Source organism: Microbulbifer sp. A4B17, from assembly GCF_003076275.1.
Lineage (GTDB): Bacteria > Pseudomonadota > Gammaproteobacteria > Pseudomonadales > Cellvibrionaceae > Microbulbifer.
In genome coordinates this window covers 3,361,499-3,386,227 of sequence record NZ_CP029064.1, presented here as the reverse complement: position 1 = coordinate 3,386,227, position 24,729 = coordinate 3,361,499, and the positions used below count along the sequence as shown (strand labels likewise).

The window sequence follows — 24,729 nt, the reverse complement described above, 5'->3', positions numbered from 1 at the left end:
ACTGCCCTTTAAAGGTGTATGGCTCAGATTGCATCGGACAAAAACCTCCGCAATTTCCCCTGCTCTATCTCCGATTCTGATTTCCTCTCAGTTGTTGGCCTATCTGGGCAGATTGATCGGTTGCGTAGAGCTTTGGTCTGTATTGAGGTAAAAGAGGCGGTCATTTAGGGGCTGCTGTTTGTAAAGTATGGTTGGAGAGGTTGGCTTGCACAGAAGTGATAAAGGGTTGGTTAGTTGAGTAGTGTGGCTTGGGAGTGGGTGATTCCGCTATTGCTGGCTGTGGCAGCAAGTTATGGCTCTACATCAATGTTTATCGTGAGAATGCGCAATTTTGCGCTCGATGTGCCAAATAACCGTTCAATGCACTCGGTGCCAGTACCTCGTACTGGTGGGTGGGCTTTTCTTCTTGGCTGTTTGGTTGCGGTAGTTGCAGGTCCGCTTGATTTATCTCCGTTAGTATTGGCAGCATTTGTGTTGCTGTTAGGGGTATCTGCGCTGGATGACCTTAGGGATGTGCCTATACACTTTCGCTTTTCGGCCCATCTTCTGGCTGTAGCTTTACTGCTATTTGCATTGCCGGAAAGGCTGGAGTGGTGGCTTTACCCGATATTTATCCTGGCTGGGGCCTGGGTTGTTAATCTCTACAATTTTATGGATGGAATGGATGGCTTGGCGGGATCAATGACTCTTGTCGGTTTTTCCTCTCTTGGAGTGATCTGTGCTTTAAATGGAGATATGGAGCTGGCTTGGCTCTGCGCTTTAGTGGCTGTTTGTGCGTCAGTTTTTCTGGTTTTCAATTGGCCTTCGGCGAAGATTTTTTTAGGTGATGCCGGCTCGACAGGTATAGGTTTGGCGGTGGTTGCAGTCAGTTTATTTGGCTGGCAGCGAGGAGCGTTTGAGCTTTGGATGCCAGTGGTTATATTTGCACCTTTCTGGCTGGATGCTACTTATACGCTGTTGAAAAGAATGGTGAGTGGTCAGCGCTGGTGGGAGCCTCATCGCGAGCACTTTTACCAAAGGTATGCAATTCGAGCTGGAGTGAAGAAGGCACTCGTTCTGCAATTGGGCGCAATGATATTCTTCTCTTTATTGGCGCTTGCAGCTGCCGTATTTGCGAAGGTCTGAGTTGCCTGGCTGATGGGTAACTTTTTGTTTGTGTAGGTCGATTCCGGGGAGTCGTGTGACAAGAGTTTGGCGAAGTGTAAAGAGAATCCATAAGCCGGTGCTGATGTTAGCATTTGATATGCTGATGTTAAGTTTGGCCTTTCTCCTGGCTATGGCAATTCGGCTCAATGGTTTTGCGCAATTTCTTGAGTGGCGAACGTTTGCCTGTTTGGCATTTACACTGGCTGCGACCAGCTTTATTTTTCTTCGGCTCGGCTTATACCGGACGATTATCCGCTACATGGGGCAAAAAGCTATTATTGCGGTACTGCAAGGGGTGACTCTTTCTGCTGTAATGTTGGCTTTCTTTTCTTACCTGACTACGGCAGGTATTCCCCGCTCTGTCCCTGTTATCTACTGGTGTTTTGCCTTTATTGCCGTGGGTGGGTCCCGCTGGCTGGTTCGCCTTTATTATCAGACCGCACTGGAAATTCATAAAACCCGAGTGGCAATTTATGGTGCCGGTACAGCGGGCTTGCAAATGTACAAGGCGTTGGTTCACGGGCAACTGTATAAGCCTGTTGCCTTTTTTGATGATAACGCCTCCAAACAAAAGACCTTTATCGATGGGCTGTTCGTTTATAACCCTGCAGATATATTAGAAGTTGTTGCAGGTAAAGATATTGCAGAGGTAATCCTTGCAATGCCAGGGGTGGCCAGGCGACGCCGCAGGGAGATAACCAGGGCGTTAAGGGAGCGCGGCTTGGTAGTAAAGGCGATTCCCGGTGTGGAGGAGTTGCTCGATGGGGTGGGGCGCGCGGAGAATGTTTCGCAGACCTACGAGAATATTCTGGGGCGGGCTCCTGTTGAGCCGCAGCGGGAACTCGTTTCTGGTTCCATCAGCGGTAAAGTGGTTTTGGTCACTGGTGCCGGTGGGTCTATCGGGTCAGAGTTGTGCAGGCAGATATCGCAGTGGAAGCCCGCCAGGCTGGTTGTTGTTGAATCCTCGGAATACGCTCTCTATCAGATAGAGCGTGAGTTGCGACAGCAACACCAGGATGATGGTGTTCAGTTTGAGGTGACAGCCCTGCTCGGTGATGTGCGTAACACTGAGCGCATGGCGGAAATTATCCAAGGTTTCTCCGTGAATACGATTTACCATGCGGCTGCTTACAAGCATGTACCCCTGGTTGAGCAGAATGTGGTTATTGGTGCTGACAATAATGTCTTGGGTACGCTCTCCGTACTTGAGGCTGCTGAGCAGCATGGGGTTGAGCAGTTTGTGCTTATCTCCACTGATAAGGCTGTCCGGCCAACCAATGTTATGGGGGCCACTAAAAGATTTGCTGAGCTGATTTGTCAGGATTTTGGTCGCCGCTTTAACAGGATGCGCGTTTGCATGGTCAGGTTTGGCAATGTGATCGGTTCTTCCGGTTCCGTAATTCCGCTGTTTACTGATCAAATTAATGCCGGTGGCCCGGTTACAGTGACCCACTCTAAAGTAACTCGCTACTTTATGACGATTCCGGAGGCGGCCCAGCTGGTATTGCAAGCCGGCAGTATGGGGCGCAATGGGGATGTATTTGTACTCGATATGGGCGAGCCGGTACGCATCTATGATCTGGCTGAGCGCTTGATTCGTCTGATGGGGCATACGGTAAGGGATGAAGAAAACCCTGATGGTGATATTGAGATTCAGCTGACTGGGTTGCGACCGGGGGAGAAGCTGTACGAAGAGCTGCTACTGGGGGATAACGTGCTGGGCACAGATCACCCAATGATTATGCGCGCTGAAGAGGAGCGTCTCGATAGTGAGGCTTTGCAGCTCCTGGTTTCGGATCTTAGGGATGCGTGCGGCTCTCATGATTGCGAGCAGGTCCGCAGGATTCTTTGCCGGGCAGTAAAAGGCTACTCACCCAAGCAGGGGTTGGTCGATGTTGTCTGGTCGAGGCAAGGGCAGGCACACAAAGCTAAAGGTCGAGCGACTGTTGAGGTGTTGCCTTTGACTGGGGAGGCCAGTTCGCGCTAGGAGGCTATTCTTGGCGGTCGCCCAACATGGCTGGCCGCTAATTGACAGCCTCGATGTGGGTTGAAAAAAATATTCAGAAAAAGAAAAAGCCCGGATAGATGAGATCTATCCGGGCTTTTGTTTGGCTCCGCCTGCTGGGCTCGAACCAGCGACCCAATGATTAACAGTCATTTGCTCTACCAACTGAGCTAAGGCGGAATTTAATCTAATTTATAGAGCGCAAATTAAGCTGCGCTTTGAAATTTGGCTCCGCCTGCTGGGCTCGAACCAGCGACCCAATGATTAACAGTCATTTGCTCTACCAACTGAGCTAAGGCGGAATATCTTTTCGGCAGTGCCGTTGAGATGGCGCGTATATTATAGAGCACTTCCGACCAGGTCAACCCCTTTTTTGATCTTTAACTAATTGATTTGTCAGGAAATTATTTTTTTGGCCGCGCGCAAAATGCCGCTGGCCTGAGTTGGGGAAGGTAGGACGCTATTCTCTTGTAATTGTGGGCCGTATGACGAGAGCCTACAATCCGATGTTGCATGAATGATTAAGCGGTTGGGGGAAGTGTATGGAGTCGCGACCTTTTAAGGTGGAATCCAAGTATCAGCCAGCGGGCGATCAGCCGCTGGCGATAGAGCAGTTGTCAGAGGGGATTGATGATGGCCTGAGCCATCAAACGCTGCTGGGTGTTACCGGTTCGGGTAAGACCTTCACTATGGCGAATATTATTGAGCGCCTGCAGCGGCCGGCCATTGTGATGGCTCACAATAAAACGCTGGCCGCTCAGCTCTACGGGGAGTTTAAAGAGTTTTTCCCCAAGAATGCGGTGGAGTATTTTGTCTCTTACTACGACTACTACCAGCCGGAAGCTTACGTCCCCTCTTCGGACACCTTTATCGAAAAAGATGCATCTGTAAACGAGCACATTGAGCAGATGCGCCTCTCGGCCACCAAGGCACTTATTGAGCGGCGCGACGTGGTTGTGGTTGCCACAGTTTCGGCAATTTACGGTTTGGGTGACCCCGACAAATATTTGAAGATGGTGCTGCATCTGGATCGCGGTGATCTCGTTGACCAGCGCACTATCCTCAGGCGTCTGGCAGAACTGCAATACACCCGCAACGATGCAGATTTCCGTCGCGCTACTTACCGGGTGCGTGGCGATATTATCGATATCTACCCGGCAGACTCCGATTTGGAAGCGGTGCGCCTGTCTCTTTTTGATGAAGAAATCGAAGAGATCACCCTGTTTGACCCCCTTACCGGAGAGCAGCTTAAGAAGGTGCCCCGGGTGACCATCTTTCCCAAGAGTCACTATGTGACGCCGCGAGAGACGATCGTCAGCGCTATCGATGAAATCAAAGATGAGCTGCGAGGGCGCCTGGAGCAACTGCGTGGTAACAACAAGCTGGTCGAAGCGCAGCGGCTAGATCAGCGTACCCGCTACGATGTGGAGATGATGCAGGAGCTTGGCTACTGCAATGGCGTAGAGAACTATTCCCGCTACCTCTCCGGTCGCGGTATTGGTCAGCCGCCGCCCACGCTTTTTGATTACCTGCCCAGTGATGCACTGTTATTTATCGATGAGAGTCACGTGACAGTGCCGCAAATCGGCGGTATGTATCGTGGAGACCGGTCGCGCAAGGAAACTTTGGTGGAGTATGGCTTTCGTCTGCCATCGGCCCTGGACAATCGTCCTCTCAAGTTTGAAGAGTGGGAGGGGTTGGCACCCCAGACGGTTTTTGTGTCCGCAACCCCGGGGGCCTATGAGCAAGAGAATGCGGGGCAGGTGGTCGAGCAGGTGGTTCGCCCGACCGGTCTGGTGGACCCGGAAGTTGAAGTTCGCCCAGCATTGACCCAGGTAGATGATGCCCTGTCTGAAATTCACCGTTGCGTAGATGCTGACCAGCGAGTGCTGATTACCGTATTGACCAAGCGGATGGCGGAAGACCTGACTGAATACCTCTCCGAAAGTGGCGTTCGTGTCCGCTACTTACACTCCGATATTGATACCGTCGAGCGAGTAGAGATTATCCGGGACCTGCGTATCGGAGAGTTTGACGTGCTAGTTGGTATTAACTTGCTGCGAGAAGGCCTGGATATGCCGGAAGTTGCCTTGGTGGCAATTTTCGATGCCGATAAAGAGGGCTTCCTTCGTTCCGATCGCTCGCTGATCCAGACCATTGGGCGGGCTGCGCGAAACCTGGAGGGGAGGGCGATTCTCTACGCGGACAAAGTCACCGGTTCCATGGAGCGTGCACTCGAAGAGACTCATCGCCGCCGCGAGAAGCAGTTGGCCTTTAACGAGGAGCACGGCATTACCCCCAAAGGTATCCGCAAAAGTGTGGCGGATATTCTGGAGGGAGCAGTGGCCCCCGGCGTGCCGAAGAAAGGGCGTCGCAAAGTTGCCGAGGGTAAAGGTGAATACAAGGTGGATGTCGAGGCCCTTACCGATAAGCAGCGCTGGGCCCGAATTGCCGAGCTGGAAGAGCAAATGTACCAGCATGCGAAGAACCTGGAATTTGAAGCAGCGGCAAAATTGCGCGATGAGATTACCCACTTAAAAGGTGTGGAATAATCCTTGCTGAAGGGCGGGACTTGGATCTACATTTTGATAGTCCCGCACTGCCTTGTTGGTGCTTGGTCGCTCTTAAAAAATTTCACACAAAAGTTCAGTAAGTTGTTGAAAACACTGAAAAGCGGTGCTAAAGTTCGCGCTCTTCACAGCACAGGGTTCCCCCGCTGTAGAGCTTTAGACCCGTAGCTCAGTTGGTTAGAGCGCTGCCTTGACATGGCAGAGGTCGGCGGTTCAAATCCGCCCGGGTCTACCACCTTTCAAAAGGATGGATTGCCCATCCCGATCAAGAGTTCCATGAATAAATTCATGGATAGTTTCATGCGGTCTTTGGTAGGGATCGCCACTGAGAACAAAGGATAAACAATGCCCGTTGTTACTCTCCCCGATGGTTCCCGTCGAGAATTTTCTGCTCCGGTTTCCGTACACGATGTAGCCGCTGATATCGGCCCAGGTTTGGCAAAAGCCGCACTTGCTGGCGTTGTAGACGGCAAGGAAGTCGATACCAGTTACGTTATTGATACCGACGTAAATCTGGCAATTATTACTGATCGTCAGCCCGAAGGCCTGGAAGTGATCCGTCACTCCACGGCGCACTTGCTGGCACAAGCAGTTAAACAGCTGTACCCCACAGCCCAGGTCACCATTGGCCCGGTTATCGAAAACGGTTTCTATTACGACTTCGCCTACGAGCGCCAGTTTACGCCAGAAGATCTCGAGAAGATCGAAGAGCGTATGGAAGTGCTGGCCAAAGAAGACATCACTGTCAGTCGCCGCCTGATGCCGCGCAAAGAAGCGGTGAAATATTTCCGCGAGATGGGTGAAGAGTACAAGGCTGAGATTATCGACAGCATCCCCAGCGATGAAGATATTTCTCTCTACCGCCAGGGCGACTTTGAAGACCTGTGTCGCGGTCCCCACGTGCCCTCCACCGGCAGATTGAAAGCGTTCAAACTGACCAAAGTGGCCGGTGCCTACTGGCGCGGTGACTCCAACAATGAAATGTTGACCCGTGTTTACGGCACTGCCTGGGCCAACAAAAAAGAACTGAAAGCTTACCTGCGTCGCATCGAAGAGGCAGAAAAGCGCGATCACCGCAAGCTGGCGAAGAAATTTGACCTTTTCCATATCCAGGAAGAGGCGCCCGGCATGGTGTTCTGGCACCCGAACGGCTGGACCATTTACAGCACTATCGAGCAGTACATGCGTCGCCGCCAGCGCGAATTTGGCTACAAAGAAATCAAGACTCCGCAGCTGGTAGATTTCAGCCTGTGGCGCAAGTCCGGTCACGCCGATAAGTTTGGCGATGACATGTTCACCCTGACCAGTGAAGAGCGCCAGTTCGCCATTAAACCGATGAACTGCCCTTGTCACGTACAGGTATTCAACCAGGGCCTGCGCAGCTACCGCGACCTGCCGTTGCGTCTGGCGGAGTTTGGCTCCTGTCACCGCAGTGAGCCCTCCGGTTCCCTGCACGGTCTGATGCGCGTGCGCGGCTTTGTGCAGGATGATGGTCATATCTTCTGTAGCGAAGATCAGATCCAGTCAGAAGTTTCTGACTTTATGGATCTGCTGCACTCCGTTTATAAGGATTTCGGCTTCCAGGACGTTATCTACCGTCTCTCCACTCGCCCGGAGAAGCGCGTAGGTTCCGATGAGAGCTGGGATAAGGCTGAAAAAGCCCTGGCCGACGCACTGGATGCCGCTGGCCTGCCGTGGGAAGAGCTGCCGGGTGAAGGCGCTTTCTACGGACCGAAGATCGAATTCTCCCTGAAAGACTGTCTCGGCCGTGTATGGCAGTGCGGTACTATTCAGGTGGATTTCTCCATGCCGGGCCGCCTGGATGCCCAGTTTGTAGCGGAAGATGGCTCGCGCCAGTCCCCGGTAATGCTGCACCGCGCAGCCTTGGGTTCCTTCGAGCGCTTTATCGGAATCCTGATCGAGCACTACGAAGGCGCGTTCCCCACCTGGCTGGCGCCGCAGCAGGTGGCGATCATGAATATCACCGATCGCCAGGCCGAATATTGTCGCAATTTGCAAGATCGTTTGGGTGAGCTGCAATACCGCGCCACAGCTGACTTGAGAAACGAGAAGATCGGCTTTAAAATCCGCGAGCACACGCTTCAGCGTGTTCCTTATCTATTGGTAATTGGCGATAAGGAAGTAGAAAGTCAGACCGTGGCAGTACGTACCCGTAGCGGTGAAGATCTTGGTACAATGACGTATGAGTCATTCCTCGAGATCCTCGAGCAAGACGTGAATCGTCGCGGTCGTTTGACAGAAGATAATGCATAACAACACTTGGCAACTGGGAGACCATAGCTATTAAACGAGACACTAAGGGACGGTCCAAAAAGGCCCGCATAAACGATCAGATTGAAGCGTCAGAAATCCGCCTGATAGGCGCTGATGGCGAACAGGTAGGCATTGTCTCCCTGGATGAAGCGCTGGAAGCTGCACAGAAAGCTAGCTTGGATCTCGTTGAAATTGCCTCGGACTCCACGCCGATAGTCTGTAAGATCATGGACTACGGCAAGCACGTATTCGAAGCTAAAAAAGCTAAGAATGCCGCCAAGAAGAAGCAGAAGCAGCAGCAGATCAAGGAAATGAAATTCCGCCCGGGCACCGATGTCGGTGACTACCAGATCAAGCTGCGCAACCTGGCCCGCTTCCTGGAAGCGGGTGACAAGGCCAAAGTATCCCTGCGTTTCCGTGGCCGCGAAATGGCTCACCAAGAGCTGGGCATGGAAATGATGCAGCGCATCGAAAAGGACCTTGAAGAGCTGGGCACCGTAGAGCAGCGACCGAAAATGGAAGGTCGTCAAATGCTGATGGTGATTGCTCCGCTCAAAAAGAAAAAGTGAGGTTTGGGGAAGTCATTCCCGGGATCTCCTTTGAGAAGTGGTTGGGCGACGGCTGCCTCCCCACTCTCGCAGTGCCGGTAACTTCGGTTGTCGGCAGTTACTAAAGGTGCCTGTTTTACAGGCGAATATTAACTTTGGAGTACAAAATGCCGAAAGCAAAGACTCACAGTGGCGCTGCCAAGCGCTTCAAGAAGACGGCTGCGGGCTACAAGCACAAGCACGCTAACAAGAGCCACATCCTCACCAAGATGACCACCAAGCGCAAGCGTCAGCTGCGTGGCACCCAGACTATGAACAAGTCTGATGCTGGACTGGTCGATCGTATGCTGCGCGCCAAGTAATTGGCCCAAATCGCAAAGGTTTAAGAGGATAGAAGTATGGCCCGTGTAAAACGTGGTGTAGAGGCGCGTCGTCGTCACAAGAAGATTCTGAAGCAGGCTAAAGGTTACTACGGTGCGCGTTCACGCGTATTCCGCGTTGCCAAGCAGGCAGTAATTAAAGCTGGTCAGTACGCATACCGTGACCGTCGCGTTAAAAAGCGTAACTTCCGCGCTCTGTGGATTACTCGTATTAACGCCCAGTCCCGTGCTGAAGGCCTGAGCTACAGCCGCCTGATCGCAGGTCTGAAAAAAGCGGACATCGCACTGGATCGCCGTGTACTGGCTGATCTGGCTGTTTACGATAAAGTCGCTTTTGCTGCCGTAGTTGAAAAAGCTAAGGCAGCCCTGGCAGCGTAAGCTGTCACTTCAGTTGTAAAACTGAATACTCAAAATAGGGAAGGGCTGTAGTGGCCCTTCCCTATTTTTTTATGGAGTTTCCGCTATTTTTTACCGGTGGCGGTGCCTGGGGAAATTCCCTCCGGTACAGAAAGTACCGGCCGAACAAAGCAGAAAAAATTAATCGAAGTTGGATTCAAACGGGAACAGTTCGATGCAAGATTTGCAGTCCCTCACCGAGCAGGCTATGGAGCTGGTGGAGAAGGCCGATGGCCTCGCCGCACTGGATCAGGTGCGTGTTGATTACCTGGGCAAAAAGGGCCAGCTGACGGCACTGCTGAAAGGCCTTGGCAAACTGTCGGCTGAGGAGCGTCCGGCGGCGGGTGCCAAGATCAACGAAGCCAAGCAGCAGGTTCAGGAAAAAATTAATGCGCGCCGCAATATGCTGGAGCAGGCCGCCATCAATGCGAAGTTGGCCGAAGAGACCATTGATGTCACTCTGCCGGGGCGCGGCGAAGAGCAGGGCAATGCCCACCCCATTACGCGCACCTTAAAGCGCGTGGAAGAATTCTTTGCGAGCATTGGCTTCTCTGTTGAGAACGGCCCGGAAGTCGAACAGGACTACTACAACTTCGAAGCGTTGAATATTCCCGCGCACCACCCCGCGCGCGCGATGCACGACACCTTCTACGTGGACCCCACCACCGTACTGAGAACCCACACCTCCTCAGTGCAGATCCGCACCATGGAGAAAAAGTCTCCACCGCTGCGTATTATCTGCCCGGGCCGCGTATACCGCTGCGACTCCGATGTCACCCACTCGCCCATGTTCCACCAGGTAGAAGGCCTGGTAATCGGCGAGAACATCAGCTTCGCCCACCTGAAAGGCACCATCGACCAATTCCTGCGCGCCTTCTTCGAAGCGGAAGTACCGGTGCGTTTCCGTCCGTCTTACTTCCCGTTCACCGAGCCTTCCGCAGAAGCGGACATCCAGTGTACCGCCTGTTCCGGTGAAGGCTGCCGCGTATGTTCCGGCACCGGCTGGTTGGAAATTCTCGGCTGCGGCATGGTGCACCCGAACGTCTTCGCCGCCTGCGATATCGACAGCGAAAAATACTCCGGCTTTGCCTTCGGTATCGGTATCGAGCGCCTCGCCATGCTGCGCTACGGCGTCAACGACCTGCGCTTGTTCTTCGATAACGATCTGCGCTTCTTGAAACAGTTCTAGGCCAAGTGACAGCGCGAATGGCAATGGCCCTTCGCAACAGCAGTCGAATTGTGGAGGCCTGGGAGGCGAAATAGCCCCAGGCGAAATGCGCACCAAGTTGCGCTGACGGAATACAGAAAGAGATCAACTATGAAAATCAGCAACTCCTGGTTGCGGGAATGGGTAAACCCGGAACTCACCACGCAGGAACTGGCCGATCAAATCACCATGGCCGGCCTGGAAGTGGACGGTATAGAAAAAGTTGCGGGCGATTTCTCCGGAGTGGTTGTCGGTGAGATTGTCGCCTGTGAACAGCACCCGGATGCGGACAAGCTGCGCGTGTGTAAAGTGGCAGGCCACCCCGACGGTGAAATGCAGGTTGTGTGCGGTGCTCCCAATGCGCGCACCGGAATCAAAATTCCTTTTGCCCTGGTAGGCGCCAAGCTGCCGGGCGATTTTAAAATCAAGAAAGCCAAGCTCCGTGGTGTAGAGAGCTTCGGTATGCTCTGCGCACAGACCGAACTGGAACTGGGCGAAGACAATGACGGTATCTGGGAGTTGCCAGAAGACGCACCCACCGGTACCGATCTGCGCGAATACTTGCAGCTGGACGATGAGACCATCGAAGTGGATCTCACCCCGAACCGTTCCGACTGCCTCGGTGTTGCCGGTATTGCTCGCGAAGTGGGCGTACTGAATCGTTGCGCCGTTCAGGGCCCGGAAGTTGCTCCGGTACCCCAGCAGATCGACGAGAGCATGCCCGTATCCCTGCTGGCCGAAGCCGCCTGCCCGCGCTACGTAGGTCGTGTGATTCGCAATATCGATATCAAAGCGGTAACGCCTCTGTGGATGCAAGAGCGCCTGCGTCGCAGCGGCCTGCGCAGTATCGACCCGGTAGTAGACGTTACCAACTACGTTCTGCTGGAACTGGGCCAGCCCATGCACGCCTTCGACCTGGAGAAACTCTCCGGCGGCATCAAAGTGCGTATGGCAGAAGCCGGTGAAGAGCTGACCCTGCTGGACGGCCAGGAAGTCAAACTGAAAGAGGGCACCCTGGTAATTGCCGATGAGGAAAAACCTCTGGCGATGGCCGGTATTATGGGTGGCCTGGATTCCTCCGTGACCGCAGGCACCCAGCATATCTTCCTGGAGAGCGCCTTCTTCAGCCCGCTGGCCATTGCCGGCAAGGCTCGCTCTTACGGCCTGCACACCGACTCCTCCCACCGTTTCGAACGCGGCGTGGACTACCACCTGCAAGAGAAAGCAGTGGAGCGCGCTACCCAGCTGCTGCTGGATATCGTTGGCGGCGAACCCGGCCCGGTACACGTGCGCGAGCTGACTGAAATTATGCCCGCCGAGCGCCACATTACCCTGCGCCGTGCCAAGGTCGAGTTAGGCCTGGGCATCAAGCTGGCCGATGACGAAATCGTCGATATCCTCACCCGCCTGGGCCTGGAAAAAATCGACCAGAACGACGAAGGTTGGACCTTCCTCGCCCCCAGCTTCCGTTTCGATATCGCCATCGAAGCAGACCTGCTGGAAGAGCTGGCCCGTGTATACGGCTACAACCGTATCCCCAGCGAAAGCTTTACTGCCGAGCTGGAAATCGCCCCGCGCCCAGAAAGCACCATTGCCCAGGACAACCTGGAACAAACCCTGCTGAGCCGTGGTTACTACGAAGCGATTACTTTCAGCTTTATCGATAGCGACAGCGCCGCGCTGTTTGATCCGGAAGCCGACCCGGTGGCCCTGCAAAACCCAATCAGTGCCGAGCTGGCGGTTATGCGCACCACCTTGCTGCCGGGCCTGTGTAAAGCGTTGCAGTACAACCTGAATCGCCAGCAAAACCGCGTGCGCCTGTTTGAAACCGGCCTGCGCTTTGTGCCGGGTGCCGAGCTGCACCAGGAGCAAATGATTGCTGGTCTTGCCTACGGCAGCCGTTACGCAGAAAACTGGACTGGCAGCAAAGACGCGGTGGACTTCTTCGACGTGAAAGCCGATGTAGAGGCCCTGTTGGCTCGCACCGGTGTTGCCGATGAGTTCCGCTTTGTCGCTGGCCAGCACCCCGCGTTGCACCCCGGCCAAACCGCCAAGATTATGCGCGGCGACCGCGAAGTAGGGGTTATCGGAGCCCTGCACCCGCAGTTGCAGAAGAAGTTGGATCTGGCCAAGCCCGCGTTCGTATTTGAACTGAGCTTGGAAGCGATCGGGGAGGGCAAAACCCCCGCATTCCGCCCGCTGTCCAAGTTCCCGGAAGTGCGTCGCGATCTGGCCCTGTTGATTGACGCAGAGGTTCCTGCCGCCAGCCTGGTGGAAACTGCTGTCGAAGTTGCAGGTGAAACCTTGACGGACCTCAAGATATTTGATGTCTACCAAGGCAAAGGTATTGATTTAAATAGAAAAAGTGTCGCTTTGGGGTTGACGTTTCAGCATTCGTCACGCACCCTTAATGACGACGAAATCAATGCCGCTATAGATGCGGTGGTCGGAAAACTAGAAGAAAAATATAACGCTAGTCTGCGCTAGTAGAGCATGATGCTCTCGGGTGCAGGCTGAATTGCACCCCGAGAGCGTCTGCTACCGGGTTGAAAGCCGCCGCGGTTTGGGCCGCTTCCGATCTGGAGTCGACGCCTCTGAATCAATTGGTAGGATCCAATGACAGAGGCACTGACCAAGGCCGGGCTCGCCGAGAAACTGTACGAAGAGCTGGGCTTTAACAAGCGCGAAGCGAAAGAGATCGTCGAATATTTCTTCGAGGAGATCCGCAATGCGTTGGAAAGTAACGAGCAGGTCAAGCTCTCCGGCTTTGGCAATTTCGACCTGCGCGATAAAAGCCAGCGTCCCGGTCGTAACCCCAAGACCGGCGAGGAAATCCCCATCTCGGCCCGCAGGGTAGTCACTTTTAAACCCGGGCAAAAACTCAAGACACGAGTAGAAGAGCATGCTGGAACCGAGCAATAACGCTCAGCTGCCTGCAATCCCCGGTAAGCGCTATTTCACCATTGGTGAAGTGAGTGAACTGTGCGCCGTTAAACCCCATGTCCTGCGTTACTGGGAGCAGGAATTCCCCCAGCTGAAACCCGTCAAACGTCGCGGCAACCGCCGTTACTACCAGCACCAAGATGTCATCATGATCCGCCAGATTCGTGCGCTCCTGTACGAAGAGGGCTATACCATTGGTGGAGCCCGCCAGCAGATCGAAACCGGCAGCGAGCGGGCAGAGGTGGTACAGCTACAGCAAGTACTCCCCGAAGTGATCGCAGAACTAAAGGACGTGGTGGCCCTGCTGGAGGGGAAAAATAATTTATAAAAAACTGTAAACCTGGGCTTGCAATCCAGCCGCACTCAGGTATGATTCACGCCACATCGAGACACGATGTCTTTAAAAATCAATCACTTAGCGAAGTGAGCGATTTTTCAAAATCGGAGCGTAGCGCAGCCTGGTAGCGCACCACACTGGGGGTGTGGTGGTCGTCGGTTCAAATCCGGCCGCTCCGACCATACATATCGTTGCATCGCAACGGCCAAGAAACCCGCTTTTTAGCGGGTTTTTTTGTGGCTGTTATTAGGGTAATGCTATCCCTTGCTCTCTCCTACTTATGTAAAGTGCAATCGCTAAAAATGTACAAAAACACGCCAAATTAAGTAGGCTAGGTTGCACCTTTGATGATAACTGTGCATGAATGTGTAGCCGGCCTAAAACTCACATATATGCAGGATGACATATGTTCGACCAGTCTTTTAATAGGGCTACTATCTGGAACCAGCTTAGATATCGAGATTTCGTGAGGCATGGTGACCGCCTGCTAGGACAATCTAAAATTGATATTATTGATTCAGCTGTAGATAAGGCGAGGCAAGGATTTAGCGCTCCAATTTCTTTGAGTAGTCAGTTTGTCGGAAGGCAGGCCGTTTTCACTTTAAGTGATCTTGCTGAAGACTTGATTTTAAGGAAGGTATCTCAAAACTTATCAAAATTAACACACGCAAAGCAGTCTGATAGGAATCAAATCATAGCAACACTTAAGCTGGTATTGGAGGAAAGTGTTTCATACCGAGTTTATAAGTTAGATATTAAAAGCTTCTATGAAAGTATCAATGTAGAAAATCTACTCGAGCGTCTTCGATTGAATATGGCTGTTTCTAGGCCTACGTACAAAGTAGCGAAGTCATTTTTTGATTTTTTAGTTGCTGCTGATGTGCCAGGTTTACCAAGAGGGCTTGCGTTGAGTGCTACTCTATCAGAGATTGTTATGCATGATTTTGACGAGCGGGTGAGGAGCCTTCCTAATGTATTTTTTTATAACCGCTATGTAGATGATATCGTTTTAATTACGGATAGTCTGGAGGATATTGGTTGGTTTTCCTCGAAAATTTCATCTCTTCTTCCACCGGATTTGGTACTTAACAACTCAAAAACAAAATTAATTGACCTTCCTTATGTGAAACCTAGTTCGACTCAGAACTTAGGAGGCCAGAGCTTTGACTATCTGGGGTATAGCTTTCTAATTTACGGCTCTCAAGCTAAAGGTGAGCCTCGGAAAGTTATTGTTGATATCGCAGATAAAAAGGTGAAGAAAATAAAAACGCGTTGTTCACTTGCTTTTTTGGATTATCTCAGGACGAGAAATTTTTCTCTCTTAGAATGTAGGATTAAGTTCTTAGCCAGCAATTATGCTATTTATGATCCAGATAAAAAAATAAGTCGTCTAGCAGGAATTTACTACAATTATAGAGAGGTTTCTCCAGGATACTCTAAGAGCATAAAGGCCCTAGATTCTTTCCTTAAGGCTATTGTTTTGGCGAATAGGACAAAAATTTCAAAATCTTTAAGTTCCGTCCTAACACAGAAAGATAAGAGATCCATTCTTAAATATTCATTTAAGGGGGGTTTTAACTCTAAGGCTATTTATAGTTACTCCTCTTCAGAACTAGAAAAAATTGTTCGGTGCTGGAAGCATGTCTAGATTAAAAGTTAAAATAAATAAAAAAGATAGATTTCGCCCACTTATAACCGAGACTACACCATATGAAACTCCATTAATATTTTCCAATGATGGGTTTTATGAAAATATAAAGGTGGCTGACAAGGGAGATTGTTCTTTTCATAAAGATATTGTTTTAGCTTTTTTTGAGGGGGATTGCTCTCGAGCCTCGACCCAACCTTACATGTATAAAATCAATAAAAGCTCTGAATCTTTAAGGACGCTATCTTTAGTGCATCCAATAAGCCAGAAAGCTTATTCTGATTTCTATATTCAATATGATCGATTAATTCTTCATTTTTGTCACGATTCTCGAACATCTATTAGATCTCCAAGAAAAGTTGGTAATACATTTTTCATAAAAAATAAACAGGATGAATTCAATAAATATCGACGTGATAGCGTTGATTTTTTGGCGGATGATATCTTGAGTAAATATGTTGGATCATATTTTGCGTATTCTGGCTATGATCGATTGTATAAATTTATTAAATCATCAGAATACCTTGGGCTAGAGAGGAAGTTTCCCTTTCTGATAGCAATGGATATTACAAATTGCTTTGGGTCAATTTACACGCATAGTATTTCCTGGGCAACCAAAAGCAAAGAATTTGCAAAAAAGTTTCGTCAAAACTATATGTTTGGATGCTCATTTGATAGTTTAATTCAGAAATCAAATTATGATGAAACCAACGGTATTCCTATTGGCGCTGAGATTTCTCGTATATTTGCTGAGGTTATCCTTGAAGATGTAGACAGGAGTGTAGTTAGTTGCCTTCAAGATCGTGGGATATTTTTAGGGAAAGATTATGTCATAAAAAGATATGTGGATGATTATTTTATTTTTTCCATTGATTCCAAAGTGCAAGATTGCGTGTCAGGTTATCTTGTGGAGGAGTTGTCTAAATATAAGCTAACTATAAATGAATCAAAAACAATAGAATATACGCGACCTTTTTATAGTTCAAGGTCCGCATTAATGGTTTGCTTGTCAGATGTTCTGACCGACTTTTTTAACTCTTTTCTCATGGTGGAAAGGGGAGATGAAGGTGTAAAATTTATCCCTAAGCCAATTCGTCGCCTATCCAGTTTAACTTCAAATTTTCTTAATAGAGTTAAATCTTTATGTACCGATTATGGGTTTGGTTACGAGGCTGTAGCTCAGTACTTGATCTCCTCAATATTTGAGCGTTTAAAATGTCTAGTGGAATCATATGAAACTAATCGAGATGAAGTTAAGCCGAGAGATTATAGGCTGGCTGTAAGCGCATTGCTTGATGTTTCCTTTTTTCTGTATTCGGTAGTACCATTAGTTTCCTCTTCTTACCCTCTCACAAAGACAGTTATTCTTTCCATTAGATTTTTTGAAGCGAATTTTCAGTTAGAGTCCCCCTCAATTAAGCAGAGGGTGTATGAACATTGTGTGAATTTTTTAAAGAGTAGCGGAGCTCGCTCTCCGGATTACGTGGAGAATCATATCCCTTTAGAGAAATTGAATATTTTAGTTGCAATGGAGGAGCTTGGAGTTGAGTATTTGGTTTCGAAGGAATTTTTGGATGAGAATTTTTTTAACGAAAGGGAGTTGAGTTATTTTGATATTATTTCAATTTTATTTTATATAAAGAATTACGAAGATTATTCTGTTTTAAAGAAAAAGATATACATTTCCTTGAAATCTATATTTCGTGATTTTTCAAAATTAAGGGTATCTTCTAATGCAGCCCACTTGTTTTTTGATATGATTTCATGCCCTTATTTAAATTCAAACTATAGGCAGGACCTTCTGAGAAAATTTAGAAATGAATTTAACCTGGAGAGTTTATCCCGAGGAGAAAAGGAAGGTGAGGCCGAACTCTTTGTGAGTAGAAATTGGTTTGTAAAGTGGACCGGTGTAGATTTGTATAACATCCTAGAAAAGAAAGAGTTGAAATCGGCTTACTGACTGTGATATTTTCCTTTTTCGGAAACAGGGAGCAATAGCAGGCTCTACTAGAGAGGTCGATGTATTATTTGCTTTGAATTCTCGAGCATTGCATTTATTTGAACTCTCTTTTTATACTTTCTATTAATGCATGTTGGTGGCGATCAGCATGTGTTGATGTGGAAGAGCGGCTGAGCCATTGAAGTCACTGGGGATGCTGCACACACCTTAGCCTTGAGTTCCTTGTTTTCTTTTTCCAAATGTAATTACACTCTCTTTAAATCAGCAATCCTGGACGCCCAAAGATTTGAGAAGGGGCGTCAGTTATGCCATATGGGCCCATTAGGCATCCGCAGATAAGCTCAAGAATAAAAAAGCCAGGAAATGAATAAAATTTGTACGTCACTATTCGGCAGATAACACAATAACTCCAATACAGATAGAGATTCAGCGCAGATAGGTTGGGCTTGTGAATAATTGAGAAATAGGTACGGAGTGTCGCCAGTCTCGCAATCCATGTACCCAGCGCTTATTCTGCTGGGTACAGACCTGCCGGACCAATTCCGACAAGCCCACCAAGCTCTTAAGGCAGCTCTCAAAGTTGCGGCTTAGAAAAAGCCAGTGTTTTACTGGTATCCCCAACCGTTGAAGAATTGGGGTTATTTTTATTAATAGCTCCCCGTTTCTGTGTATTGAGTAGTCGGCTACTCCAGTCAATCAGTTCGAGATAGTGATCCAGTTGAAAGGGCAGTCAGCTTTACGTTCATCACCGAGCATCGGCAATAGATTGTCGGGCTGCTTACCATTAGCTGCTGTGTTTACTCGCTGTCGGATCGAAGTGAAATTCGACCCATCCGGAATTTTGACTCGGATAGAGTTTAAATCCACTTAGCCTGACAGAGCCCGCTTATCCAAGCAAGCTTGAGATTTGAATGCCCCCTTCCAATAGTGGGGACTCTACCTCTCCTTATAGCAGTTAGGCGGAAGTTTGTTGTGAAGCTCTACTCACTATGGTATTTGTCATAGCCCTCTGACCACTCTTGTTGATAGCCTTGCTTTTTGAAGTAACCTCTAAATATATGAAGTGCTTTTTCTAGCCAAGACTGAATATCTGAAATGCCCTCAATCATCTTGCAGTCTTTTTCGTCATCAACCGCTTGATCTGTCATTTCCCAGAAAAAGTAAGCCAAAGACTCTGCTTCCTCCTTACTATCTAAATAGGAGTTTCCAGAAACAATTGATCGAGCGATTTCGGAGTTTAGTTGTTTCGCGTAATGCATAACTAATGTCTTCGCTGGTTGATTGTATTCATTGAAATTCATCATGCTTTATGGGCCTCTAGTGGCACGTCATTCATTATGGCCATTCTTTAAGCTCATGGAGCTTTTCTATTTCGCTAGAATCGAGAGTGTACCCTTGAAGATAGCGTTGAGTTAGTACGGAAGTTCTAAAAACGCTTGCCAGCGAGTAATGACCTCGGTATCGGACCAAATTTTGGCGGCTCTGTGTCGATATAGAGCAGAATACAGTAGTGGTTTCTTATTACAGCATAGGCTCCAATATCGAGCGCAATGATACCGGCTAGCTTTTGCTTCCTACCCTCAATACACTGACGCCGATGCTCATAATCTCTCTCGGGTTGGGCATCTTTCCCACAAAGAAAAGCCCTGCGTATGTAACCGGAAACTCAATGATTTACATTGGATTCAAACTTACGAATGGAGATAGAAATACTCTTGAAATAGTTGTCAATATTACGAGCTATTATTGATGGCTATCTATTAAGTGCATTTATAAAGGAGATAACTAACATGCCATACAAAGAACTTGGAATGCTAAAAGATAGCGGTTTAAGTAAAGATGCTTTTAGTGGAGTTGTTGTGCCCTATATGAGTGAAGCTGAACGAGAAAAATATCAGGTTACTATACAAGATGGGCTTCTGTTTTGGCGCGGTGAAAAACTTAATACCAATCCTGGCGGATCTTGGGCATTTGTTATGGACAAAAATGGACGTATCTTTTGTGGTAACAAAAATGGTGACATTCAGCACCATTCAGCATTTCTTTCGGGGCGCCCAGTTGCTGCGGCTGGGCATATCTCTGTGGTAGGTGGAATAATAGAGCATATTAATAATTTCAGTGGCCACTACCAGCCCACTAGCGATTATATGGAGCAGTTTAAAGAAGAACTGGAAAAAAATAATGTTGACTTAAGTGAAACCGAAATGGACTTTGGGATTTCGTCAAAAACCTGTAAGTTGCGCTTAAAAAATTTTCAAGATCATAATTATACAGGCAAATGGTATCAGCGTTTTCGCGGTACTGTTGTTAGAGAGACTGTCGATGGGAGCCAAGATACTTATACCGGTCGTACTCATATTCAAGGGCAAAGGTTAAGGCTTTATCCTGATGGCCCCAGATGGCAGTGGCTCTGATGTAAATAGCCATAATAGCTTTCTGTAGACTCTTCATCTCTGATTTGGAGGCAAGGGAAGTGGAATACCAGAAATTGGCGTTCAGGCTTTGGGAAGGCTGATTTGGGGTTAGGCCAGATTATAAGGAACGCTGAGAGGAAGCTGCTGGCAGTCAGCTACAGACTTTAAATCCGCTTTCAAAATTCGGTTGCTATATAGCCAGTGGAGAGGTGAGATATCAAGTCTCTCGGATAGGAGGGGTGATTCCGCACATACTACCTCGTTTTTAAGGATCTAAATACCGGCCACTCCAGTCAATGGCTCCAAATAGTGCTCCAACGGAAAGGGGAGTGCTTTAAATTCCTTCAAGCGCTCACTACCAATAAATAAAGTAGAGTTTTGGGTTGCTCACTAGATACGACCGTGCGAATGCGCGGTTAAGTACAAGTGTAATCAGAGTCTTCAATGTCTTGGCAATACTGGTAAGAATAGCTAAGCCTGGAATTTAAAATGACCTTACCAGCGGCTACTTGTACGGTTGGTTTTAACCCAAAACAACCAAGCGATAGCACTAATGTGGAGAGGTGACTTACAAGATGGTAACTCTACGCTGAACTCAATATTTATCCCTACAATGGAATCCCGCTCTTCCAGTATTTAACAAAGGGGTGCGGATACGAGTATAAAACTAATGAGCCAATTAAATCATTAGTGGACTTTCACATTCCCCGGTTTAGCCTTTAGTTGGCCATGTGATTGAGAATGTTGCTCTTTAATCTTTTAAGAAAAGCATGGGGTGAATTTTAATGTGAATTGAGTTTTCCAATGGTTAATTGATATTTCCTCAGCTGAAAATAACAAAAATATAGGCGCGTAAATAATCCTATTGGAATTTATTCAGTTTGTTTCAATCTCAAAGCTGCGTAAAATCGATAGATATTTTGGGTATTTTGGCCGTAATTGAGCGAGCCAACTATAAACGCTTCAGAAGTATAAAAGATTTTGAAAACTTCGAGAGGGCCAAGAGTTTTCTAAAAGACCCATCCCCTCAAAGGAGAACGGTAGCGTGACGTAAGAGTAAGCAAAAGGCGCTGACCCAAGGTGCTAGGAACACCCTGGGCCAGCTGACCAAATTGATAACTACACTATCAAAATGGCTATATGGATAATACGCTAGAAACCCGCTCGTCTTCAATAAAGTGGAGTACATTCAGCGGCTTGGGATCTGTTCCCAAGTTCTGGAAGCCTAGCGCCCGCCTTTTCCTCTTCTCTGCCTACCGCCCCCGCGCACCACCCTATATTTCCTCCAAACGTTAAGCCCAAGCTTCCCCACCCCGGAAGCGCCCAAACTTTGACCATTGAAGGAAAATAAGTATGTTGATCTTAAAGCGACGGACAGGTGAACTTCTAAGGATTGGAGCAAATGTCTCAGTCACAGTGCTGGAAGTGAAAGGCAATCAAGTGAAGATAGGCATAAGCGCACCCAAATCACTCCCCATCCACCGTGAAGAAATCTATGTGCGGATCAAAAAGCAGAAGAGAGCGAAGGTCTGAATATCCTAGGAGAGTGGAGCGGTTCTTGGTTCTCACAGGTTGAGAAAGCGGGTTCTAAGTATGAACTTTGGAGCCGTTGTCTAGCAGACTATATACGGCTCTAATTCGAACTGGTAACAGAAGGCTCTTTCGAAGCTGGTGGAGCGTTAGATGGCCGGATCAATATCGTCATACTGGCCCCTGAAGGTGGCTAGTTAGCGGGGTGAAGGAGGGTAAAGAAGCCTGACGGCCCCATAACCCAAGCATTGCTGTATATCAATCAGCTGTATAAATTTCAGTCATTTCGCCAAGTGTTTAAAGCTGCAGTCTGACGGGTAATCTAGGTAGATACAGCTCCTTTTCGGAATACCCCTACTGTCAATGGCTAGAGGAACTTTACCGTCAACCGCTCCTTGTCATATAGCGAAGTGAACTGATAGCCAAATTGGCTGCCAGATTACGGAAGCAAAATAGCCGATGAATCCAGTAGAAAAAAGTCAAAGCAATCCAACGTGCTACTGCATACGATTTTTTGAGATAAGAAATTTCTACATTGAAAGATTAGGCTAGTGATAGGTGATACTGAACACATCGTAGGTAAGCTATGTTCCCTCGACAAATTTGGCGAGCTTGATTTACTGGGAGCTCTCATTAATTGGATATACAGTGAAGTTAAATTGGCTGCACCTAAGCTAAAAAAAGAAAGAAAAGGCACCTAAAGCCAAAACTGATGATTCGTTATGGTTTTACCACAAGTACCTTAAGCGTTATAATAAGAACAAGGTTCAAAATAATTTTTTATTTTATCCTTCGATGACTTAACAATGGTAGAAAACCAGAACAAGCAAGAATAGGAAGACGACCATCTGATTGGTTTTATCTACCAGTCTATGGTTGACAGTATTCATGAACCCTGGATTTCTGCACGAATGGATGGCAGCGTAGGTATTACCAAGAGCGGCAAGCAAGAAATAGCAGGAATGTATTTTTACATGCCTTGCGGTGATAAAGAAGAGATTCAGTTCTCAGTAGCTAATACATTCGGTCCCCTTAATGCCATCTCGTATTTAAGGAAAAACTCTACTGACCGTGGAAAAGAATGGAAAAATCTGAAGTTAGAGATATTTCCAAATCAAACGCATAAGCTTAATACATGGTAATTCCTTACACTCATATGCAAAATTGTGCGGCTGTGTCGCTCGGGCAGCCTACAGTGCGTTGCCGTTAATCGAGTGCACGTCGTTAGAAATTCAAACAGCTTAACTATTAATGAGATGATTAAAAAACTAATTCTTTTGCCTTCCTTATTCTTGGCAGGCTGCGTATCAAATAGAGAGTGCTTAATTTATGAAGTTGAGCAGGAAACGACGTATCATGAGGAAAAGTGTGATGGAATAAGGGCGGCGGGCGGCCCCTGTGTCTTTACTACTTTTGTAAAAGAGCAGCCAGTGCATAGGTGCTTAATTTACAAGTAATGTGATCCATTAACCCAGCTTCTAAAAATTGTGGACAAAAGATTTCATGTACTTGGGACCTGCAACAGGCTGCTTGCATATGCGGTGGCCATTATAAAAATATGATGAATAATTTATGAGAATATCTGCGCTGGCGATTTGTTTAGCTTTAATTTCATGTGCATCAATTGAAGTAAAGCAAATTGAAAAAGAAGATACTGTTATTGCACGAAACGATACTTTCGACGTCCATTCAATAAGAGCTTTACCGAATGATATGGGGTATCGAGTCTTCGTTAAGTACTTTATAAATGACTTTGACCCAATTAACAATAAATATGTTTGTTCTTACAAGCAGCTATATGATGGAGAGAGGAGTATTGTTAACCGAAACTGGAACTGTGAATTTGAAACTTCAGAAGGAACAATATTCTTTGATTGGAAGCCGGAAACAAAATATAGGAAGCTAAGTATTGTTCGTGCGGTCAAAGATGGTTCGTACGTAACGCCGCCATACGAGATCTTAGATGTTGATCCTCCCTTTGAAATTCAGGTTTTATTAATGAGAACACCAAATAAGGAAACTTGTTGGAAAACAAGTATGAAAACTGGCGAACAGTATTGGGGTTGTGGTTATGGCCCATTAGCTGAATCCAGCCTGGCTAAGGCAGGGAGATAATCTGATTAGTTTTCCTATGTAAGGGTGCCAGAAGCGTAACGTACCCTTGATAGCAACTTTGAAGCAGTTTTCAAAGTTGTGACTTAAGAAGAGCCAGTGATTGGCGGAAATTCGGAATCTGTGCAATATGGGTGGAGTGTCGGTAGCAATAGCTCTACTTTTTCTTAGGTCTAAGTGCCATCCACCCCAATCAGCCATTTTTTAATAGTGATCTAACTGAAGTGGGGGTAGATATACCTTTCCGCTCGGCGTGTAATTGGCAGCAGCCCACTGCCGCTAGACCAATCTGCTGTATGCTAACCTGCTGAATCAATGCCATCCAGCCTGCCAAGTGCTTAAAGCTTCAGTCAAGGGGGAGCTAGGTAGATCCAGTGCCCTTTTGGTGTACCCATGCGGTCAAAGACTAGAGGAAGGACGCCGCCAATTGATCCTTGCCAGTTATCGAGGTCAATTAGTTCCAATTTGGCCCCCAGACTGCCCTAGATCTGATTTCAGGTGACGTATTGGAACCGCTGTAATAGCGTCAAGCAATGGGGCAGACAAGATCTTTTACCGTGTACTAATCGCTATGGTAGTTATCATAGCCCTCTGACCACTCTTGCTGATAACCTTATTTTTTAAAGTAACCTCTAAATATATGAAGCGCTTTTTCTAGCCAGGATTGAATGTCAGTAATGCCCTCAACCATCTTGCACTCCTTTTGGTCATCAACTGCTTGATCTGTCATTTCCCAGAAAAAGTAGGCCAGGGATTTTGCCTCTTCTTTACTGCCTAAATTAGAGTTTCCAGAAACAACCGACTCCGCGATTTCAGATCTTAGCTGTTTCGCATAATGTAGTACTAATGTCTTTGCCGGTTGATTAGCTTTATTGAAATTCATCATGCTTTTTAGGCCTCAAATTTGCACTCAGACTTTGTAACACTTTGTTTTTAAGCGAAGAGCAGTATCTATGAGTGGATATCTTGAACTTTTTCTTTAGTGGGTGTCCTGAAATCTCAGTGTTTGGTAGAACATTGCTGGAATATTGTTGAGTGCTTATTGTTCCACTTCTCTATAGAGTGATTGTTTTTAATTTTATCTTTTTATAGATCTGGTTTTATTGCTCTTCTGAAAATTTATAGGTATCTACAAATGTGTAATGTTTAGCTGAGTAAAAAAGGCAAGATTGATTGTGGTATTTATGCTGCGGAGCTAATATTTGAATGAGATTGTGGCTTGGGATGATTAATATCATCTCGGGAATATCTCGCTCGCG

General features: G+C 47.8%; 19 protein-coding genes and 4 tRNA genes. 19 read left to right on the top strand and 4 right to left on the bottom strand.

Annotated features, from left to right (window positions below; genetic code table 11):
* Positions 1 to 243: 243 nt before the first annotated feature.
* Entirely contained in the window at positions 244 to 1,125 is an 882-nt protein-coding gene (locus BTJ40_RS14960; RefSeq protein WP_238152222.1) for a glycosyltransferase family 4 protein, read from the top strand.
* 55 nt (positions 1,126 to 1,180) lie between these two features.
* Positions 1,181 to 3,133 (top strand): nucleoside-diphosphate sugar epimerase/dehydratase, encoded by a 1,953-nt coding sequence (locus tag BTJ40_RS14955; RefSeq protein ID WP_108733844.1) that lies wholly within the window; start codon positions 1,181 to 1,183, stop codon positions 3,131 to 3,133.
* Between the two features lie 122 nt (positions 3,134 to 3,255).
* On the opposite strand, the gene BTJ40_RS14950 is transcribed toward BTJ40_RS14955, so the two are convergent.
* Together BTJ40_RS14950 and BTJ40_RS14945 are read right to left on the bottom strand one after the other, a co-directional pair.
* A tRNA-Asn gene (locus BTJ40_RS14950) sits at positions 3,256 to 3,331 on the bottom strand.
* 46 nt (positions 3,332 to 3,377) lie between these two features.
* Positions 3,378 to 3,453: transfer RNA gene (locus BTJ40_RS14945), tRNA-Asn, on the bottom strand.
* Between the two features lie 240 nt (positions 3,454 to 3,693).
* Between BTJ40_RS14945 and uvrB the strand changes: the two genes are divergently transcribed.
* The 13 genes from uvrB to drt3b all read left to right on the top strand — a co-directional run bounded on the left by uvrB (position 3,694) and on the right by drt3b (position 17,414).
* On the top strand, positions 3,694 to 5,703 hold the full coding sequence (uvrB, locus tag BTJ40_RS14940) for an excinuclease ABC subunit UvrB (RefSeq protein ID WP_108733843.1): 2,010 nt from the start codon (positions 3,694 to 3,696) through the stop codon (positions 5,701 to 5,703).
* Positions 5,704 to 5,879: 176 nt separating this feature from the next.
* Positions 5,880 to 5,956: transfer RNA gene (locus BTJ40_RS14935), tRNA-Val, on the top strand.
* A gap of 110 nt (positions 5,957 to 6,066) precedes the next feature.
* Entirely contained in the window at positions 6,067 to 7,995 is a 1,929-nt protein-coding gene (thrS, locus tag BTJ40_RS14930; protein ID WP_108733842.1) for a threonine--tRNA ligase, read from the top strand.
* Positions 7,996 to 8,024: 29 nt separating this feature from the next.
* Positions 8,025 to 8,564 carry a translation initiation factor IF-3 gene (gene infC / locus BTJ40_RS14925; protein ID WP_108733841.1) on the top strand — a complete coding sequence of 180 codons (540 nt, stop codon included), beginning with the start codon at positions 8,025 to 8,027 and terminating at the stop codon, positions 8,562 to 8,564.
* Between the two features lie 146 nt (positions 8,565 to 8,710).
* Complete coding sequence (gene rpmI / locus BTJ40_RS14920) at positions 8,711 to 8,905, top strand: 50S ribosomal protein L35 (protein ID WP_020413351.1); 195 nt, start codon at positions 8,711 to 8,713, stop codon at positions 8,903 to 8,905.
* A 36-nt stretch (positions 8,906 to 8,941) separates the two neighbouring features.
* Positions 8,942 to 9,301, top strand: a complete 360-nt coding sequence (rplT, locus tag BTJ40_RS14915) for a 50S ribosomal protein L20 (RefSeq protein WP_108733840.1) — start codon at positions 8,942 to 8,944, stop codon at positions 9,299 to 9,301.
* Positions 9,302 to 9,494: 193 nt separating this feature from the next.
* A complete protein-coding gene (pheS, locus tag BTJ40_RS14910) occupies positions 9,495 to 10,508 on the top strand; it encodes a phenylalanine--tRNA ligase subunit alpha (RefSeq protein WP_108733839.1) in 1,014 nt (337 codons plus the stop codon).
* Positions 10,509 to 10,637: 129 nt separating this feature from the next.
* A complete protein-coding gene (pheT, locus tag BTJ40_RS14905) occupies positions 10,638 to 13,013 on the top strand; it encodes a phenylalanine--tRNA ligase subunit beta (RefSeq protein WP_108733838.1) in 2,376 nt (791 codons plus the stop codon).
* 129 nt (positions 13,014 to 13,142) lie between these two features.
* Positions 13,143 to 13,448 (top strand): integration host factor subunit alpha, encoded by a 306-nt coding sequence (gene ihfA / locus BTJ40_RS14900; RefSeq protein WP_108733837.1) that lies wholly within the window; start codon positions 13,143 to 13,145, stop codon positions 13,446 to 13,448.
* A complete protein-coding gene (locus BTJ40_RS14895) occupies positions 13,429 to 13,797 on the top strand; it encodes a MerR family transcriptional regulator (protein ID WP_108733836.1) in 369 nt (122 codons plus the stop codon). The genes ihfA and BTJ40_RS14895 overlap by 20 nt, the downstream gene beginning before the upstream one ends.
* A 114-nt stretch (positions 13,798 to 13,911) precedes the next feature.
* Positions 13,912 to 13,988, top strand: a tRNA-Pro gene (locus BTJ40_RS14890).
* A gap of 224 nt (positions 13,989 to 14,212) precedes the next feature.
* On the top strand, positions 14,213 to 15,454 hold the full coding sequence (gene drt3a, locus BTJ40_RS14885; RefSeq protein WP_108733835.1) for an antiviral reverse transcriptase Drt3a: 1,242 nt from the start codon (positions 14,213 to 14,215) through the stop codon (positions 15,452 to 15,454).
* Positions 15,447 to 17,414 (top strand): antiviral reverse transcriptase Drt3b, encoded by a 1,968-nt coding sequence (gene drt3b, locus BTJ40_RS14880; RefSeq protein ID WP_108733834.1) that lies wholly within the window; start codon positions 15,447 to 15,449, stop codon positions 17,412 to 17,414. Before drt3a ends, drt3b begins: the two co-directional genes overlap by 8 nt.
* Positions 17,415 to 18,394: 980 nt before the next feature.
* Here the strand turns inward: drt3b and BTJ40_RS14875 are convergent.
* The gene (locus BTJ40_RS14875; RefSeq protein WP_108733833.1) at positions 18,395 to 18,718 is read right to left on the bottom strand and encodes a hypothetical protein; all 324 of its coding nucleotides are present in this window, start codon (positions 18,716 to 18,718) and stop codon (positions 18,395 to 18,397) included.
* A 486-nt stretch (positions 18,719 to 19,204) separates the two neighbouring features.
* Between BTJ40_RS14875 and BTJ40_RS14870 the strand changes: the two genes are divergently transcribed.
* The 4 genes from BTJ40_RS14870 to BTJ40_RS14855 all read left to right on the top strand — a co-directional run bounded on the left by BTJ40_RS14870 (position 19,205) and on the right by BTJ40_RS14855 (position 23,473).
* The gene (locus BTJ40_RS14870; RefSeq protein WP_108733832.1) at positions 19,205 to 19,828 is read left to right on the top strand and encodes a hypothetical protein; all 624 of its coding nucleotides are present in this window, start codon (positions 19,205 to 19,207) and stop codon (positions 19,826 to 19,828) included.
* A gap of 1,353 nt (positions 19,829 to 21,181) precedes the next feature.
* Positions 21,182 to 21,361, top strand: coding sequence for a carbon storage regulator CsrA (gene csrA / locus BTJ40_RS14865; RefSeq protein ID WP_108733831.1), 180 nt, complete (start codon positions 21,182 to 21,184; stop codon positions 21,359 to 21,361).
* A 908-nt stretch (positions 21,362 to 22,269) separates the two neighbouring features.
* Entirely contained in the window at positions 22,270 to 22,500 is a 231-nt protein-coding gene (locus BTJ40_RS14860; protein WP_157954100.1) for a hypothetical protein, read from the top strand.
* A 430-nt stretch (positions 22,501 to 22,930) separates the two neighbouring features.
* Positions 22,931 to 23,473, top strand: a complete 543-nt coding sequence (locus BTJ40_RS14855) for a hypothetical protein (protein WP_108733829.1) — start codon at positions 22,931 to 22,933, stop codon at positions 23,471 to 23,473.
* A 610-nt stretch (positions 23,474 to 24,083) separates the two neighbouring features.
* Here the strand turns inward: BTJ40_RS14855 and BTJ40_RS14850 are convergent.
* Entirely contained in the window at positions 24,084 to 24,356 is a 273-nt protein-coding gene (locus BTJ40_RS14850; protein ID WP_108733828.1) for a hypothetical protein, read from the bottom strand.
* Positions 24,357 to 24,729 lie beyond the last annotated feature (373 nt).

Coding starts and splice junctions, on each gene's coding strand:
- ihfA (WP_108733837.1), top strand. CDS start 13,143: ATGACAGAGGCACTGACCAAGGCCGGGCTCGCCGAGAAACTGTACGAA.
- drt3a (WP_108733835.1), top strand. CDS start 14,213: ATGTTCGACCAGTCTTTTAATAGGGCTACTATCTGGAACCAGCTTAGA.
- rpmI (WP_020413351.1), top strand. CDS start 8,711: ATGCCGAAAGCAAAGACTCACAGTGGCGCTGCCAAGCGCTTCAAGAAG.
- BTJ40_RS14855 (WP_108733829.1), top strand. CDS start 22,931: ATGAGAATATCTGCGCTGGCGATTTGTTTAGCTTTAATTTCATGTGCA.
- BTJ40_RS14895 (WP_108733836.1), top strand. CDS start 13,429: ATGCTGGAACCGAGCAATAACGCTCAGCTGCCTGCAATCCCCGGTAAG.
- BTJ40_RS14850 (WP_108733828.1), bottom strand. CDS start 24,356: ATGATGAATTTCAATAAAGCTAATCAACCGGCAAAGACATTAGTACTA.
- BTJ40_RS14860 (WP_157954100.1), top strand. CDS start 22,270: ATGGATGGCAGCGTAGGTATTACCAAGAGCGGCAAGCAAGAAATAGCA.
- BTJ40_RS14870 (WP_108733832.1), top strand. CDS start 19,205: ATGCCATACAAAGAACTTGGAATGCTAAAAGATAGCGGTTTAAGTAAA.
- pheS (WP_108733839.1), top strand. CDS start 9,495: ATGCAAGATTTGCAGTCCCTCACCGAGCAGGCTATGGAGCTGGTGGAG.
- drt3b (WP_108733834.1), top strand. CDS start 15,447: ATGTCTAGATTAAAAGTTAAAATAAATAAAAAAGATAGATTTCGCCCA.
- BTJ40_RS14875 (WP_108733833.1), bottom strand. CDS start 18,718: ATGATGAATTTCAATGAATACAATCAACCAGCGAAGACATTAGTTATG.
- csrA (WP_108733831.1), top strand. CDS start 21,182: ATGTTGATCTTAAAGCGACGGACAGGTGAACTTCTAAGGATTGGAGCA.
- rplT (WP_108733840.1), top strand. CDS start 8,942: ATGGCCCGTGTAAAACGTGGTGTAGAGGCGCGTCGTCGTCACAAGAAG.
- thrS (WP_108733842.1), top strand. CDS start 6,067: ATGCCCGTTGTTACTCTCCCCGATGGTTCCCGTCGAGAATTTTCTGCT.
- uvrB (WP_108733843.1), top strand. CDS start 3,694: ATGGAGTCGCGACCTTTTAAGGTGGAATCCAAGTATCAGCCAGCGGGC.
- pheT (WP_108733838.1), top strand. CDS start 10,638: ATGAAAATCAGCAACTCCTGGTTGCGGGAATGGGTAAACCCGGAACTC.